This window comes from Cellvibrio sp. ATLC23, assembly GCF_057196725.1.
Genome location: NZ_JBXUOS010000003.1, coordinates 289,419 through 306,257, shown reverse-complemented (window position 1 = coordinate 306,257; position 16,839 = coordinate 289,419). Strand labels below are relative to the sequence as shown.

Annotated in this window: 11 protein-coding genes; 9 read left to right on the top strand and 2 right to left on the bottom strand. The window is 48.4% G+C overall.

Annotated elements, in window-relative coordinates; translation table 11 throughout:
• Nucleotides 1–94: 94 nt before the first annotated feature.
• Nucleotides 95–1,600 carry a S8 family serine peptidase gene (locus AC2CG4_RS06915; RefSeq protein WP_484485548.1) on the top strand — a complete coding sequence of 502 codons (1,506 nt, stop codon included), beginning with the start codon at nt 95–97 and terminating at the stop codon, nt 1,598–1,600.
• Here the strand turns inward: AC2CG4_RS06915 and AC2CG4_RS06910 are convergent.
• Both AC2CG4_RS06910 and AC2CG4_RS06905 read right to left on the bottom strand, forming a co-directional pair.
• The gene (locus AC2CG4_RS06910) at nt 1,574–2,479 is read right to left on the bottom strand and encodes a hypothetical protein (RefSeq protein WP_484485547.1); all 906 of its coding nucleotides are present in this window, start codon (nt 2,477–2,479) and stop codon (nt 1,574–1,576) included. The genes AC2CG4_RS06915 and AC2CG4_RS06910 overlap by 27 nt on opposite strands.
• 76 nt (nt 2,480–2,555) lie before the next feature.
• On the bottom strand, nt 2,556–3,437 hold the full coding sequence (locus AC2CG4_RS06905; protein WP_484485546.1) for a hypothetical protein: 882 nt from the start codon (nt 3,435–3,437) through the stop codon (nt 2,556–2,558).
• 363 nt (nt 3,438–3,800) lie between these two features.
• Here AC2CG4_RS06905 and AC2CG4_RS06900 point away from each other — a divergent pair, with 363 nt between their 5' ends.
• The 8 genes from AC2CG4_RS06900 to AC2CG4_RS06865 all read left to right on the top strand — a co-directional run bounded on the left by AC2CG4_RS06900 (nt 3,801) and on the right by AC2CG4_RS06865 (nt 16,771).
• A complete protein-coding gene (locus tag AC2CG4_RS06900; protein ID WP_484485545.1) occupies nt 3,801–5,084 on the top strand; it encodes an amino acid deaminase in 1,284 nt (427 codons plus the stop codon).
• Between the two features lie 9 nt (nt 5,085–5,093).
• The gene (locus tag AC2CG4_RS06895; protein ID WP_484485544.1) at nt 5,094–6,449 is read left to right on the top strand and encodes a GntP family permease; all 1,356 of its coding nucleotides are present in this window, start codon (nt 5,094–5,096) and stop codon (nt 6,447–6,449) included.
• Nucleotides 6,450–6,469: 20 nt separating this feature from the next.
• Complete coding sequence (locus AC2CG4_RS06890; protein WP_484485543.1) at nt 6,470–7,342, top strand: MurR/RpiR family transcriptional regulator; 873 nt, start codon at nt 6,470–6,472, stop codon at nt 7,340–7,342.
• A 41-nt stretch (nt 7,343–7,383) separates the two neighbouring features.
• Nucleotides 7,384–8,841, top strand: a complete 1,458-nt coding sequence (locus tag AC2CG4_RS06885) for an N-acyl-D-amino-acid deacylase family protein (RefSeq protein WP_484485542.1) — start codon at nt 7,384–7,386, stop codon at nt 8,839–8,841.
• Nucleotides 8,842–8,953: 112 nt separating this feature from the next.
• Nucleotides 8,954–9,343: a RidA family protein gene (locus tag AC2CG4_RS06880; RefSeq protein ID WP_062061751.1), complete on the top strand. Its 390-nt coding sequence runs from the start codon at nt 8,954–8,956 to the stop codon at nt 9,341–9,343.
• 29 nt (nt 9,344–9,372) lie between these two features.
• The gene (locus tag AC2CG4_RS06875; RefSeq protein ID WP_484485541.1) at nt 9,373–11,802 is read left to right on the top strand and encodes a beta-N-acetylhexosaminidase; all 2,430 of its coding nucleotides are present in this window, start codon (nt 9,373–9,375) and stop codon (nt 11,800–11,802) included.
• 271 nt (nt 11,803–12,073) lie between these two features.
• On the top strand, nt 12,074–13,234 hold the full coding sequence (locus tag AC2CG4_RS06870; protein ID WP_484485540.1) for a helix-turn-helix domain-containing protein: 1,161 nt from the start codon (nt 12,074–12,076) through the stop codon (nt 13,232–13,234).
• A gap of 270 nt (nt 13,235–13,504) precedes the next feature.
• Complete coding sequence (locus tag AC2CG4_RS06865) at nt 13,505–16,771, top strand: TonB-dependent receptor (protein ID WP_484485539.1); 3,267 nt, start codon at nt 13,505–13,507, stop codon at nt 16,769–16,771.
• Nucleotides 16,772–16,839 lie beyond the last annotated feature (68 nt).

Genomic DNA, 16,839 nt, shown 5'->3' with positions numbered 1-16,839 from the left:
CCGCGCAGGGGAATTTTTATGGTGCTGAAACGTTTTCATTAAAGTAAGGCTCTATTTTGTGCTACATCTACCTAAACGCTTTAGGGGAAAATTTATGAAACCTGTTTATTTTAGTTGTTTCTTGTTAGCCAGTCTGGGTTCGTCCAGTTACGCCCAGCTGCCAGTTGATTCGGTGCTGGACCTGAATCAGATACAAGATCAGGTTCAGGATCAAGTTCAGGATCAAATCATCAATTCCGGTGTGATTGAAAACCAGGTTATCGATAGCCAGGTTTTGGGTGACCAGCTCCTTGGTGGTGATGTACTGGGCGGCGATATATTGGCTGGCGACGCGCTGGGTGCAGGAGCGCTGGATCAAGACCTTATTTCCGGTACCTTGGGCGAGCTGGATGAGGCTGGTCGGCAGGTGCGCGATGCATTGGCGCCGTTAGGTGATGCCGTTCCGTTGGATGCCTTGGCGAAAACGCTGCCGATCTTAACCCGAAGCGGTGAAACCGCGTTTGTCGATGTAGAAGTTGAGAATGGCTGGCGTGCAGTGGAGCGCGAATGGTTGATCATGTTGGACAAAGCCGAGCTGAAACTCTTATCGCCGTTGCAGGCCGATATTATCGAGCAGACCGATTTTGCCGAACTGGACATGGTGCTGGTGCGCTTTCGCGTGCCCGCGCAGTGGGATTCAGCGGCGGCTTTAAAGCAGCGCTTGCCCGATCACCTTCACGAGCAGCTTGATCGCAATCATATTTACGCCGCGCAAGCGGCCAACACCGCAACCGCTAACAATAGCGATGCGTCATTGGCGGTAGTGTGTAATGCGCCGGTGAAAATCGGCATGGTGGATACTGCAATTAATCGCGAGCACTCTGCATTTGCCAAGAGCCAGATTATTGCGCGGGATTTTTTAGGCGAAAAATTTACCGCACCGCGCGCCCATGGCACTGCGGTGGCGGGCTTATTAGTGGGCGGTGGCGAACTACAAGCCTTATTGCCCAACGCGACACTTTACGCGGCATCGGTGTTTTATCCGCGCAATCAATATTCGCAAGGCGCGACCATGATGGATTTGGTGCGCGCATTAAATTGGTTGGCCGGTGAAAAAGTCAGCGCAATTAATATGAGCTTGGCGGGGCCGGACAACCAGATTTTGCGCACAGTGATCGCACGTATTGCTGCGCACAATATTGCGCTGATTGCCGCTGCCGGCAATGAAGGGCCAGCGGCGCCGCCTATGTATCCTGCCGCTTATGCTGAAGTGATTGCGGCGACTGCTGTGGATCGCGCGCAAAAAATTTATCGCTGGGCGAATCGCGGCGATCACATTGATTTTGCGGCGCTTGGTGTGTCCGTCAAGACGGCGCGTAGCGATGGCGGTTTTGGGCGGGAGACGGGTACTTCTATTGCAACGCCTTTGGTAGCTGCATTTGTAGTCTGTGAGGTGGCGCAAGCCAACAACAATGTTTCGAATGCACTTGCGGCATTGAGCAAAACCGCTATTGATCTTGGTGCGCCAGGCCGCGACCCAATGTTTGGGTTCGGCCTGTTAGATGCAACTCAATCAGTTGAAGTGAAAAACAAATTAGAAAGTCACAGCAAAGATAATTGAACCGAGTGTTTCTGAATAATCGGCAGCGGCGACATTGGACTCGTAATTGCCGCGTTCAATTTTGCTGGTGGCGATAATGTTTTCGGTGAGATTAATTTCCCATTCAATGTTGGTTACGCGATGGGTGTCGGCGCGACGGCTATCAACTGCCGATGTGATGTCGGAATAATCCCGTGCGTGGTAGCGTGTACCCAGTTGTACTTTGCTTTTCTTGCCCCAGACCGAAAATTTATGATTGATGCTCGCCCGCAAGCTGGTTGCATCATAGTCAAACGAGGCTTGGTTTGCGTCTTCCTGTTCTTGTGTAACACCAGTGGCGATAAACGTAGCGCCTTGGTTGAAAAAAACAAACACATCGCCCGCAAAACCAGTATTGCGCGCATTGCGCTCGCCATTGCTGGGGAAATCTTTATCCTGAAAATTCACTGCCCCGCGCACGAACACGCGTTGACTAAATAAACGTGAGGCATAGACGCTTGTTTGTTGCAGTGTTAATAAATCCTTATCGGCGAGTTCTGCATCGGCATGATGAAAACTGGCGCCGAGGGTGGCCAGATCAAATTTGTAACTCGCGTCGGCAAACAGTTGTTGAATTGCCAAATCAAAATTCTCATAGTCTTGATAGGTTTTACTTAAATAGGAATAGCCGCCTTTAAGTTCGAGTTTGTCGGTTGCTTTCCAGCGGCCATTTAAGCGTGCATTTAACACTGCAGCCCAATCGCTTTGGGTTGAAAATTGATCCAGCTCGATCACGCTCAAATTGGAGTCGTATTCGGTGCCGGCCTCCAGGCGGATGGTGCCCTTTGGTGTTGCGGCGTGGAGGGTGTTAGCCAAACCGATCGCACTCACAATTAACGATACAGATAAAAAATGTTTCATGATGATTGCTCCACCAAAAAATGTTGCACAGAAATAAAAAATAGGCGCGAAAAAAGGCGCCGAAGCGCCTTTCAGTTTAGATTCCCAAACCCAGGCTGTTATTCAGCGCGGTGTTGACCGAGCTTTCTACAGTGGACTCGATAGTATCGTCAATGGTTGCTTGAATGGTGTTGTTAATCGCGCTGTCAATCGAGTTGGTCACGGCACTGTTAACGGATTCATCCACCGAGTTGCCCACCACTGTATTGACAGTGTTATCAATTGTGCTGGAAACAGTAGCGTTCAGTGTGCCATCGATTGAGTTGTTGATTGAATTGTTCAGTGTGCTTTGCACGTTTTGTTGGACGTTTTGCTGCGCACCAGTAGTGATTAGTGAATTGATCTGACTACTTGCCCCATCAATCACCGCTGAGTGGGTGGCGGCAACCTTGTTTTGCACTTGCGCCCCAAGTTTGTTGCTGGTATCGGTTGATGCGTTGAGCGTTTGGTTGGCGCGGTTGTCCAGCGTAGCAGATGCTTTATTTGCCTTCTCTGCGGATTGATCCGCCCGATTGTTTACAACATTTAAGGCCTTTTGTGCGCCGACTTTTGCCTTGCTGGTGAGCGCAGCGGCACTGGTCACGCTGTTGTTCGCGGTAGCGTTGGTGCTGTCTGCAGTTGACTCTTCATCGGCAGCGACGGGTGTTGCTGTTGAATCTTCTGCGGCCGGTGCTGTATTTGCTTCGGTACTCACGCTGCCTTGTTGGCTGACGGATTGTTGTTGCTGTAGTGAGCCGCCGAGCGCAATAGATCCGCTTTGGGTATCGGCTTGCATGCTGTGTGATGCTTGTGCGTTCACGTTGGCATCGACACTGTAGGAAACCTCGTTCGCCAGACAGACAGATGACGCCAGGCTGCAAACAGCGAAGAACAACACGTTGCGGGTGAAAGTTTGGTTTTTCATAGTTTGGGTTTTCATGATTAGTGCCTCTTGGTTGTTTGGGTGGTTAGTCAGTGAATTAATTGACTTACAACCTGTTAACGGATGAGGCCTGGGTTTTATTCCCACACAATGAAAATATTTTTGTTAATGCCGCTGCAGCGAGGGTTCGACTTTTCTCCACTGAGTAAGGTTTTGCGTTGGCACACAACCGGTGTTAGGGCTAAAGCTGGCCACCAGCCCCCTGTTTTGGCACGTTAAATCGGGTTTTAGGCTGCTAAAAGTTTTCATTGCTGGCGGTTAAAGCATTCCATATTTGTAAATTATTTTCTTTTAAGTGCCATTATTTAGTGTTAGCCTAGCAAAAATGATCGTTTTTTCTGCGTTTGATGAGAAAAAGGCATGTATAAAGAAAATAATTTACAAAAAGTGCTGGCCGAGCGAATGCTAAGCCCAACCGGTAAGGGGTTGGGGGATACCAGTTCCCAGGCGCCAATCGTCGCAACCGCTCAGTTGGGGTGGAACCTCCTGCAGGAGGATGTGAGCTTGCCGGTGGCGGTGCTTAGCAATAGTCGCGTACAGCACAATCTGGAGTGGATGAAGTCCTTTATCAGTACCTATGGGCTGAAACTCGCACCTCACGGCAAAACCACTATGAGCCCGGCACTGTTCCATCAACAGCTGGCTCATGGCGCTTGGGGCATTACCCTCGCCACTGCGCCGCAGGTTCAAGCCGCTTATCATTTTGGTGTGCGCCGCGTGATCATGGCTAACCAGTTGGTTGGCCGCGCCAATATGGCAATCATCTCCCGTCTGCTGCAAAACCCTGAGTTCGACTTTTTTGTGATCGTCGACTCCGCCGCCAATGTTGAGCAGTTGGGGCAGTTTTTTGCTCAGGCTGGGCAGCGGTTGAATCTGTTATTGGAGTTGGGGGTGGCGGGCGGTCGCACCGGTGTGCGCGACGAGCAAAGTCGCAACGCCGTGCTGGATGCCATCGCGGGCTATCCTCAATCCCTCGCCTTGGCGGGGGTAGAAGTCTACGAAGGTGTGCTGAAAGATGAGGCTTCCATCCGCAACTTCCTGCGCCGTGCCGTGCGTGAGCTGATGACGCTAGAGGCGCATGGCCTGCTAACTGCCGATCAGCTAATCCTCACTGGTGCCGGTTCCGCCTGGTTTGATTTGGTGGCGGAAGAGTGGACTGGGCTGGAGCTGCAGCGCCCGCTTGATATCATCCTGCGCCCCGGCTGTTATCTGACCCACGACGTCGGCATCTATAAGGCCGCTGAAGCGCGTATTCACGCCAGCAATCCCGTCGCCCGCAGCATGCAAACAAGCTTGCTACCCGCGCTGCAGCTCTGGGCTTATGTGCTCTCTATCCCCGAACCCGGCCTTGCCATTCTCGGCTTGGGCAAGCGCGATGCCGCGTTTGATGCTGGCCTACCCATTCCCGCTATGCACTTTCGTCCTGGAACTGAAGCTCCCGTCACAGCGCCTACGGATTGGCAGCTCACCGCAATGATGGATCAACACGCGTTTATGAAGGTAGCGCCGGATGCCGATGTGCAAGTGGGCGATATGCTCGCGCTGGATATTTCCCACCCCTGCCTGACCTTTGATAAGTGGCGGCAGCTGTTGGTGGTTGATGATAACTACACGGTGATCGACGCCGTGGAAACCTTTTTTTAAGGCGCGCTTATGGAATCTGTGTTGAGTCCCGGCCATTGGCTACTCGTTTACGCGGCGATCAGTATTATCGCGCTGGTACTGTTGATCGCCCGCTACCGGTTGAATCCGTTTATCACACTCACCTTGGTGTCGCTCGGTTTGGGTTTGATGGCGGGCATTCCCGCGAAAGATGTGGTGTTTGTTTATGAAGCCGGTGTGGGTAAAACCCTCGGTCATATTGCGCTGGTGGTTGCGCTTGGCACCATGCTTGGAAAAATGATGGCCGAATCGGGCGGCGCCGAACAAATCGCACGCACTATGATTCGCTGGTTTGGTGAAAAAAATGTGCACTGGGCGATGGTGTTTATTGCGTTTTTGGTTGGCTTTCCGATTTTTTTCGAAGTGGGATTTGTTTTATTAATTCCCATTGCGTTTAACGTGGCGCGCCGCACCGGCACTTCCATGTTGTTAGTCGGTTTACCGATGGTAGCGGGTTTGTCGGTAGTGCACGGTTTAGTGCCGCCGCATCCAGCGGCGATGATTGCGGTGGGTGAATATCAGGCTAACGTTGGGCGCACTATTTTTTATGCGCTATTGGTAGGTATTCCTACTGCGATTATTGCCGGGCCCATTTTTGCAAAATGGATTGCACCGCGCATTCAATTGCCAGCGCACAATCCGCTGGAAGAACAATTTATTCACGCCGATGCCGAGCGCCAGTTGCCAGGCTTTGGCATTACGCTCGCGACAATTTTGTTGCCGGTATTCTTAATGTTGTTGGGCGGTTGGGCCAATTTAATTGCTGCACCCGGCACATCGCTAAATGATTTTTTGTTGTTTATCGGTAATTCGGTCGTCGCTTTATTAATTGCAACTCTCGTGAGTTTTTACACCCTCGGGATTGCGCGCGGTTTTAATCGCGATTCAATTTTAAAATTCAGTCACGACTGTCTTGCGCCAACGGCGGGTATCACCCTGTTGGTTGGCGCTGGTGGTGGTTTGAATCGCATTTTAGTTGAAGCAGGCATTGCTAAAGAAATTGTGGCCTTTTCATCTGATATGGCGTTAACGCCATTAATGATGGGCTGGTTAGTCGCAGCATTAATGCGTGTAGCCACCGGCTCTGCCACTGTGGCAATGAGTACAGCAGCAGGTATTGTTGCACCGATCGCATTGGCTGCAGGTTACCCTCATCCAGAATTGTTGGTAATTGCTACTGGTGCGGGATCGTTAATTTTGTCGCACGTAAACGATGGCGGCTTCTGGTTGATTAAAGAATATTTCAATATGACGGTGACCCAAACCTTAAAAACCTGGACGGTATTGGAAACAATTATTTCCGTTGTTGCGCTCGCGTTTGTGTCTCTAATCGCAGCGTTTATCTAACTTATTAGCGGGAAATATTTATGACGGCCTTGTTCGATATTGTGTACCAGATGCGTGCTAACCGCGACCGTCTTTCGGCAACGGAGCAAAAAATTGTCGATGCAATTTTGGAAGATATCGCCTTTGCGGCCTCTGCAAGTATCGACCAGTTGGCGGTAAAAGCGTCGGTGAGTATCGCGACTATTTCGCGTTTTGCTAAAGCCGTGGGCTGTGAGGATATACGCGATCTGAAATTAAAGCTGGCGCAGGCCAGTGCAGTAGGGACGCGTTTTTTGGCGGAGGTTCCTGCCGTAGAAGAAAGCGCTTTTTATACGCAAATTTGCAGCGATGTTGAATCGACTTTGCGCGCGAATCTGGCGCGTTTTGTGGAAGAAGATTTTCGTGCGGCGGCCGGACTACTCAATTCAGCGCGCTTGATTTATATCGGCGGTATGGGCGGCGGATCAACCATGCTGGCCGATGAAGTGCAATTTCGAATTGCGCGTTTGGGCAAAGCCGTTACAGCCTACCATGATCCGGTATTGCTGCGCATGTTGGCGGCAACCCTGAACGAACAGGATGTGTTGGTGCTCTTGTCAGTCACAGGTGTTACTCCGGAAATGTTGGAAGTTGCCGATATTGCGCGTGAATACGGTGCGCAAATTATTGTGCTGACATCCAAGAGTTCGCCGCTCGCCAGCAAGGCAAATATCGTTTTGCCGGTGGTAACCGAAGAGACGGATTTCATTTACAAGCCATCGGCATCGCGTTACGGCATGTTGTTGGCAATCGACGTTCTTGCCACCGAATTGGCGCTTGCACGCAAAAATGAAAGCAAAGAATTATTGCGCCGCGTGAAGTTTGCGCTGGATGAATATCGCGGCGGTGACAATCGTTTACCGCTGGGCGATTAATTAATCCAGGTTTTAATAAAGGTGTGATAGGGAGCCAGTGGGTGAAGTTCGATTTAATTATTCGCAATGCGCAGATTGTCGATGGTTCAGGTGAGCCAGCTTATCGCGCCGACCTTGCCGTCAGTAATGGCGTTGTTACTGCTATTGGCGATTTATCTGCTATGGATGCAATTGCCGTGCGTGATGCACAAGGCTTGATGTTGGCGCCGGGTTTTATCGATGTGCATACTCACGATGATTTACAAGTAATTCATGCTCCGCAAATGTTGCCGAAAATTTCTCAGGGCATTACTACGGTAATCGTTGGCAACTGCGGTATCAGTGCCAGCCCGGTCACCTTAACCGGCACATTGCCTGATCCAATGAATTTGCTTGGCGCACCGGAAGATTTTAATTACGCCGATTTTGCCAGTTACAAACATGCAGTGAATCGCGCGCAGCCTGCGGTAAATGTTGCAGCGCTAATTGGGCACACTGCGTTGCGCAATAATCATATGGACCGTTTGGATCGCACCGCGACTCAAGGTGAAGTCGAATTAATGCGTGTGCAGTTGCGTGAAGCCTTGACCGAAGGTGCGCTGGGTTTATCGTCTGGATTGGCTTACGGTTCTGCTATCGCCAGCAGCACCGAAGAAGTAAAAAAATTAGCAGAAGTGTTGAATGAAACCGGTGCAGTTTACACCACGCATTTGCGCACCGAATTCGACGAGATTTTAACGGCACTCGACGAAGCGTTTGAAATAGGTGAGCACGCAAAAGCACCGATTATCGTTTCGCATTTAAAGTGTGCGGGCGCGGGTAATTGGGGGCGCAGTGGTGAAATTTTAAAAAAATTAGACACGGCTGCACAGCGTCATCCGGTCGGTTGCGATTGTTATCCCTACAGTGCCAGTTCATCAACATTGGATTTGCAACAAGTCACCAGCGACTTTGACATTGTGATCACCTGGAGCGAACCGCATCCGGAGCAGGGCGGAAAAAAGTTGGCTGATATCGCCAAGGAATGGAATGTAAGTTTGGTTGACGCCGCTAAAAAATTGCAACCTGCGGGTGCGGTTTATCACGGCATGAATGAACAGGATGTGCAAAATATTCTGGCTCATCCGCTGACAATGGTCGGTTCAGATGGTTTGCCAGTGGATCCAATGCCTCACCCGCGTTTGTGGGGCGCATTTCCGCGCGTGCTGGGGCATTACAGCCGCGATTTAAAATTATTCAGTTTGCCCGAAGCGATTCGCAAAATGACGCGTATGTCTGCCGATCGTTTTGGTCTGGACGATCGAGGCCGTATTGCAGTTGGCGCAGCGGCGGACTTGGTATTGTTTGATCCGGCAACAGTGAAAGATGCTGCAACCTTTACCCAGCCGCAGCAATTAGCAGAAGGTATTGAAGCAGTCTGGGTCAATGGTGTGTTGAGTTACGCACAAAAAGCGGTAACCGGAATGCGTGCAGGAAAATTTTTAACAAGACAGCGTGATTTGCGTGTTGGGTTTTATTAAATCCCCCTCAGCCCCCCTTTTCCAAAGGGGGGAGTAGGAGCCGAGAGTTTCATTTGTAGTCCCCCCTTTGAAAAAGGGGGTTAGGGGGATTCGAAAATTGGAGAATTTAAAAATGTCAGAAATAAAACGTTATGGTGTTGAAGGTGGAAAAGGTACAGGTGGGCAGCATTTGCCGTTTGCGCGTGCAGCGGGTGCGGATGGTTGGTTGTTTGTATCTGGCCAGGTACCAATGGTTAACGGAGAAATTATCGATGGTGGCATTGTTGCGCAATCCCATCAAACTATTAAAAACGTACTTGCGATTTTAGCCGAAGCCGGTTATGGCCCTGAAGATGTCGTGCGTTGCGGTGTATGGCTCGATGACCCGCGCGACTTTATGTCATTCAACCGTGTGTTTATGGAATATTTCGGCGCTAATCCGCCCGCGCGTGCTTGTGTGGTGTCCAGCATGGTGGTGGATTGCAAAGTAGAAGTGGATTGTGTCGCTTACAAAAAACCGTAAATAAAAATAGAAATTAAGAATGAAACGAGATGATTAAATACTTATTGTTAATTACTGTTTTGCTCTGTTCCGTTTGGGCTCATGCCCAGGTGGAGCAGCTGTCGTTAATGCCCTATCCACAAACGGTAGAGCGGCAGCAGGGACAATTAGTATTAGGCAGTACAATAAGTTTTGCAGTAGAAGGAAAAAAATCTGCTGCAATCAATAAAATGTTAATGGGATTGAGTACCCGTATTGGGCAGCAAACGGGTCAAACTGTGCGGCTGAAAAAAACGTCGGTGAATAAGGCGCAATTACTTATCCGAGTTGATGATGTTCAGCCGATATCCAATCATATCGATCACTGGGATGAATCCTATCAGCTGAATATTAGCGCGACAAAAATCGAATTAAGCGCTATGCAATTAGCCGGTGCCCAGCGCGGTGTAGAAACCTTACTGCAATTGGTTGGCACTGCACCAAAAATTACCTTGCCCTTGGTGAGTATTGAGGATTATCCCCGCTTTAAATGGCGCGGTTTGTTATTAGATACTTCGCGCCATTTCTTTTCAGTTGCGACGATCAAACGTCAGCTAGATGCGATGGCCGCAGCAAAATACAATATTTTTCATTGGCATTTAACTGATGATCAGGGCTGGCGCCTCGAATCAAAAAAATATCCCAAGCTGCATAAGTTGGCGTCAGACGGTGAATATTACACGCGCAAACAAATTCGCGATGTGGTGGCCTACGCGCGCGCGCGCGGCATTCAAGTATTACCGGAAATTGATATGCCGGGCCATGCCAGTGCGATTGCGGTAGCTTATCCAGAATTGATGTCCGCTCCCGGTCCCTATGCAATGGAATATCGTTGGGGAGTGCACCAACCTACTTTGAATCCGGCGAATGAAAAAGTGTATAAATTTGCCGATGCCATTATCGGTGAGGTGACGGAATTATTCCCGTTTGAATATGTGCATATCGGCGGCGATGAAGTTGATCCAGAGCATTGGAACACGAATGCTGAAATTCAGTCATTTATGCAAACGCACGGTTTAAAAGATCATCGTGCGCTGCAGGCGTATTTCAATCAGAGGCTGCAGAAAATTTTGCATAAACATCAGCGAAAAATGATCGGCTGGGATGAGATTCAGCATAAAGATTTACCCAAGGATATAGTTATCCACTCCTGGCGCGGGCCAGATGGTGTGAGCGATGCAGTCAGTCATGGCTTTCAGGCGATTTTATCAACGGGTTATTATTTAGATCAGTCGCAGACCGGTGCTTACCATTATCGCAATGATCCAATTCCACCCACGCCGGTTGCGATCAAAAGCGTTTCTGCTAATGAAAAAATCAATAGCTGGCGTTTTGAAATGCCGCGCAAACGTGGCAAACCGGTAACTGGCACATTTACATTTATCGGCAGCGATAAAAAAATCACGCAGGCGTTTATCGACTTTACCGGTAAATCCCGCCGTGAGGTTTTGCTCAAACAGTACGCCGGCGATAAAGCGGTGTTTTCATTGGATACCTGGATGGGGCCGGTTGAGTTTCGTGTGAATTTTTTAGCGGATAGAGTTCACGGCAGTGCCAGTGTGGGCAACGCGCCTTACAGCATTAGCGGTGAAAAAATTCGCCAAAACTTTTCTTTACAGGGTGCTCAAAAAACAACAGAAAATAATGCACAAAAACAGCTACCTAAAACGGAACCGGTGGCGCATTTGAGTGCAGAGCAAGAGGCATTAATTTTGGGTGGTGAGGCTGCTCTCTGGGCGGAAATTGCCGATGAGCAAAACATTGACCTGCGGTTGTGGCCGCGCGCATTTATTGTTGCAGAGCGGCTCTGGTCGGCGCGGGATTTGCAGGATGAAAATAGCATGTATATGCGCGTAAATTTGGTTGCGCATTGGGCAGAAAAATCCACTGGGTTATTGCATCGTCAACAGCAATTGGATGCATTACAAAAATTGGCTGGCAAAAACGAAATAACACCGGTAAAAATATTTTCTGAGATGTTGGAGCCTGCGCATTACTACCATCGTCAACATGAAAAATCGGTATATGAGAGTTATTCCAAAACAGATCCGCTTAACCGATTGGTTGATGCGTTACCTGCGGAAAATGAATATGTGCGTCAGTTTAATCAGCGCCTTGATAGTTGGCTGAAAGAGCGACACGAAAATGCAGAATATTTTTCACTTTATGCTGAGCTGGAGCGCTGGGTTGCAAATCGCGAACAGCTGCAACCCTTACTGGAATTGCATCCAGAGTGGACTTCCCTGGCGAGTAAGGTGGATGCAGTGGCGCGCACAAGTCTGGATCTGCTTGCGCTGCGCACAAAGACAAATTCACTTGCTCAAAGTGAGCGAGAAAAAATATTGGAAATGATCCAACAGGCTCAAATGTTGGATCAGGAATTGGTTGTGGCAGTAGCCTCTTCGTTGGAAAAAATCCTGAATTCATTTGCACATCCCTGATTAATGCATTGCATTGGCCGGGAGAATTGTAAATTAAATTGACAACGTTGTCCTTGTGGATGTAAGTTGGAGGGGCCAAAGGCTGCGAGTTTTTGGTTCAGGTGACGAACAATAATTTAGGGGCGCAGAAGTAATAACTTATCAGTTGGTGCATAACGCAAATTTATCAATATGGTTGGAGAGTGGCCATAGCGTGCGGCACCAGCAGAGTTACAACTGCGTTAAATATAAATACGTTATCTATGATGACCTGCGCTATCGGTAGACTGATATGGTTGAAGTAGCACTGTTTAATATCAATGATATTCCGCTGATATTTAGTGGTTTTCTCGGATTGGTTTTGGCGTGCCTGTTGTTTTTTACCCAACAATTGGGATGTGTCAAAAAACTGTATTGGCAATTTCTGGCGCTGTTCTTTTTATTGGGTGCGTTGCGCACGTTCGACACCTTGGTGTTTTGGAATATTAATGTGCGCGACACCTTGTCATTGGTGTCGGCCAATTTTTTCTTTCTGTTTGGTTTTGTATTTTTTTTGCAAGGGCCGCTGCTTTTTTGGTTTTCCCAAGCGGCTATTTCGCGCGATTTTTCTTGGCGCAAGGTCGAACTATTACATCTGTTGCCCGCATTTTGTTATCCCTTATACATTTACCACATTTTTCACCGTTTAGCGCCCGAACAAAAAATGCAATATGTGCACGATTGGGCTCATGTAATCAGCGATCCTTATTTTGAAGGTTTGATTTGGGTGCAGCGGTTAGTTCTATTTAGTTACAGCGCATGGTGTGTCGTTCAGTTATATCAAAGCCAATATCAAGTGCGGACACGTCACAGTCTGTTGAATAAGGTGGATCTGCATTGGTTAAAGCTATTGCTGGTTGGGTTTTTCATAGTCAACTGCTGGGCGCTATTTGCGTTGTTTGAAACACGTTTTGTTCAGCTGTTGCCACTAGGTTTGTTGGGTGAGTTTGAAAACTATTTGCTGCTGATTTATATGAGTCTGCTAGTGGTGTATTTGCTAAAAAATTCCACTGGTTTCTCTGTCGAGCAGATAGAGAGCACGGCCTCAGCTGATTCGCAGGTAGAAGAGCCGCAGCAGCAGTTGGTAGAAAAACTCACTAGTTTTATGGAAGAGAGCAAGCCGTATTTGGAACCACATATTACGGTAGAGCGTTTGGCCATTAAGCTGAATGTTTCACCAAAGTTATTGTCGTGCACTATCAATAGTCAAATGAATATGAATTTTTTCGAGTTAATTGGAACCTACCGTGTCGCAGAGGCAAAAAAACGTTTGGCGGATTCAGAGCTGCGTCAAAAACCGATTAGCGAAATCATGAAAAGTTGTGGCTTTAATAGTAAATCAGTTTTCAATCAAGCGTTTAAGAAGACTGTTGGTGTTACGCCCAGTCATTATCGGCAACAGCATTTGCATTAAGTTTTGTAGCTGAAGTTGCCACGATTTTGTCAGTTGGTTCGACTTTTGGTAATGCGGTGTTCGATTTTTAATTGTGTATAGAATCGATAAAAAGTGAATGTTAAATTCGGATGTTGCTTCGTTTTTAATGGTTTGCATGTTAGTCGGCGAATTGACAATAAAAAGTAGTAAAAATGCAGTAAATGGAGTGCTTGTTTAGGTGCGCAGAGCTATCTCCAGTAATGCGCTTCCGTGGGTTTAATACGAGAGAAAACAACTAAGGGGTTGGATATGTTTACAAGTAAAAACAATATAGCTGAAACATCAAGTAAACGATTTAAAAAATCGTTGTTGGCTGTTTCAATCATGGCGCTGAGCGTGCCAGCGTTTGCCCAATCAACAGCTGCTCAGGATGAAAATCTTGAAGAGGTTGTGGTAACGGGTATGCGCAGCAGTTTGAATACTGCGCAAGAGTTAAAGCGCAATGCCGACACCGTAAAAGATGTTATTACCGCAACGGATATTGGCGCCTTGCCCGACAAGTCAGTAACTGAAGCATTGCAACGTGTTCCTGGTGTAACTATTGAGCGTTTTGCTTCATCTGATGATCCCAAGCACTATGCAGATGAAGGTACAGGTGTATTAGTTCGTGGTTTGGACCGTGTGCGCTCAGAAATTAACGGCCGCGATGCATTTAGTGCTAACCCTTGGGGCGGCTTGAGCTACGAAGATTTTCCCGCAGAATTATTGGGCGCAGTAGAGGTTGTTAAAAACCAAACGGCAGATCTGATTTCTGGCGGTATTGCTGGTACCGTAAATCTGATTACCCGTAAACCATTTGACTCCGATGAGCGTTTGCTTTCTTTTAATGCAAAAGCGAACTACGGTGATTTCCGCGAAGAGGTTACTCCTTCTTTCTCTGCGCTGTTTGCTGATAGCTGGGAAACTAGCGCCGGTAAGTTTGGTTTCTTGATTGCGGGCTCCCAATCTGAGCATCAATCGCGTGGCGATGGTGTTGGCTTGGGTAACTTCCAGTCGCGCGGGGTTGATAACACCGTTGTTTATGATGAATGGGGTACTCCTTCAGTAGGTATTACGCCCGGCACGTTCTCCCATCCTTGTGTTCCTGGCGACACTGGTTGGCGTGCTTGCGGTACTAAGTACCCTGACGCTAAAAAATACACTGCTGCTGATGCGCCTTATGAAGGCTCCGCACTTACTGGTCAAGAAGAAGGGGTAACTTGGTATACGCCTTCTCAGTATCATATGAGCACCGCTGAAAATGACCGCGAGCGTACCGGTTTTACCACCTCGCTACAGTGGGCTAACACCGATGAAACCGTAGTTGCAACTTTGGAACATATTAACTCCAAAGCCTCTCTGGAGTATGACGAGCGCCGTGTCGGTCAGGCTGCCCAAGGCTTCAAGGGTTTTATGGGTGGCTCACATAATTGGCTGGATCAACCCAATGATGGCCACCCCAGAACCTTTGATGCCAATAATCACTTGACCTCGGGTGTGGGTGTGAGTGCCAGTGCTGATGTGCCCCTCTTTTATATTACTCGTTGGAATTACAACGAAAATACGGTTGAAGATACTTCGTTCAATCTGGCGTTGACGCCTACTGATCGACTGAAAGTCGCTCTTGACTATCAGCATATTGATTCTGAAAAATTAGTCCATAACTACAGTTTGTCAGGTCAGACGCGCGGTGGTGCAAATGCATCGGGTACGCTATTGCCCTTCTTCCTCGATTTGCGTGGTGATCTCCCCACTATCGAGTACCTAAACAATACGGATTATACCGGTTGGATCAATGAGAGCGCGCTGGAGCCTGAAGTGTTTATCGGTTCGGGTATGCAGCAGGAAGAGCTCAATACTGCTAAAGCAGACAGTTTTAAAATCGATGTGGAATACGAGCTGGATGGCACCTTCACTGCGGTCAAGGGTGGTGTTTATGTCACCGATAAATCTCTGACCGTACGCGATACTGAGTATGCTGGCTGGTCACCCATTTCTACCGCTTGGGTCAATGCTCAACGCTCTGCTTCAGCGGCGGTAAACCACCCTGAACTCTACGAGAGAATTGACTTCTCAGATTACTATAACGGTAAAGTCCTGCATGGCGATCTACAGAGCTTCCTATTCCCTCGCGTTGATTTGGTCAAAAACTACGCTCAAACACTACGCGACGGATGTGCAGCTGGCTGGTCTACTGTGGGTGATTCTGCCGGTAACGCTGCTGATAAAAGTGGGGGGTGTGCCATTCCTTATGAAGATATGGAAGGTCGGATCAGTCATTTTGCGCCGTATGATATAAGCGAATCCAGTGAGAAGCGTACAGAGTTTTACGTGCGCGGCGATTTCGAATTTGCGGATCTGGCAGTACCTGTTAAAGGTAACGTTGGCCTTCGCCATGTGAGCTATAAACTGGAATCTACCGGTTACACAGTGCTGCCGCCTGCCGCCAGTCGCGGTCCTGCACAAACGGCTGCAGCCCTGCAGGCCGAATACCCAAGCGTTTATAACCTTGCCGGTGGTGAGTCGCAATTAAGTACAGTTGACGGTACAGACTACGATGCTGTTTTACCGAGCTTGAACCTGACCTTTGGCATTACTGATGATGTAATAGTTCGTTTCGGTGCATCCCAAGGCTTGTATTACCCAAGCCTGGTAGATACTCGCAACCGGGTGATCCTCGGCATGGATGTCGATCCGAAGCTTCAGGATGAGTCAAAGCCGCAGGATGATACGAACAACCCGGTTGTTGGTATCGAAAGTGTTTCTCTGACTGCTCAGGCTAGCAACCCCTTCCTGGAACCGGAAGAGTCGGTCAACTTCGATTTGAGTACCGAATGGTACTTTGCTAAGGCGGGCTCAATGAGTGTTGGCCTGTTCCACAAAGAATTGGACAACATCATCCGCAACAGACAATTTGATCTGAGTTTCACTCACGACGGTGCAGAGAATATTGTCTCTGCCTATGGTCCTGCCAATACCGGCTCAGGTACGATCCGTGGAGCGGAGTTCTCCTACTCGCAGTTCTACGATATGTTGCCAGGTGCTTGGAGTGGTTTAGGTTTGCAGTTTAACTTTACCTATATCGACCAAAATGGTCTGGAAGACCCTAATGGTGCGGTACCGCCGACCTCTCGTTTCAACGCCGCTGGTGAGCCAATCATTGATGATCGCAACACCTTCCGTGTATTTACCGGTCTGCCGTTACAAGGTTACTCTGACAAAAACTTGAATATTGTTGGTATGTATGAATACAACGATATCTCGTTCCGTCTGGCTTACACTTGGCGTTCTGAATACTTGTTGACTCTGCGTGAATCTGAGGACTACACCCCAGTATTCGCCAAGGCCTCAGGAATGATGGATGCAAGCTTGTACTACACCATCAACGATACGTGGAAAGTTGGTATTGAAGGCAGCAATCTGCTTGGTGCTGATACCGAGACGGAATATCAGATGAACCAGGAAGGTTTAAGAACTGATGCATTAAGCTTTACCACTGACCGTCGTTACGCCCTGAGTGTCCGTGCAACTTTCTAATCTGTTATTTTTAATAGAATAGACGCTCGGTAAAAAGCGCGCAGTATTACTACTGCGCGCTTTTTTGT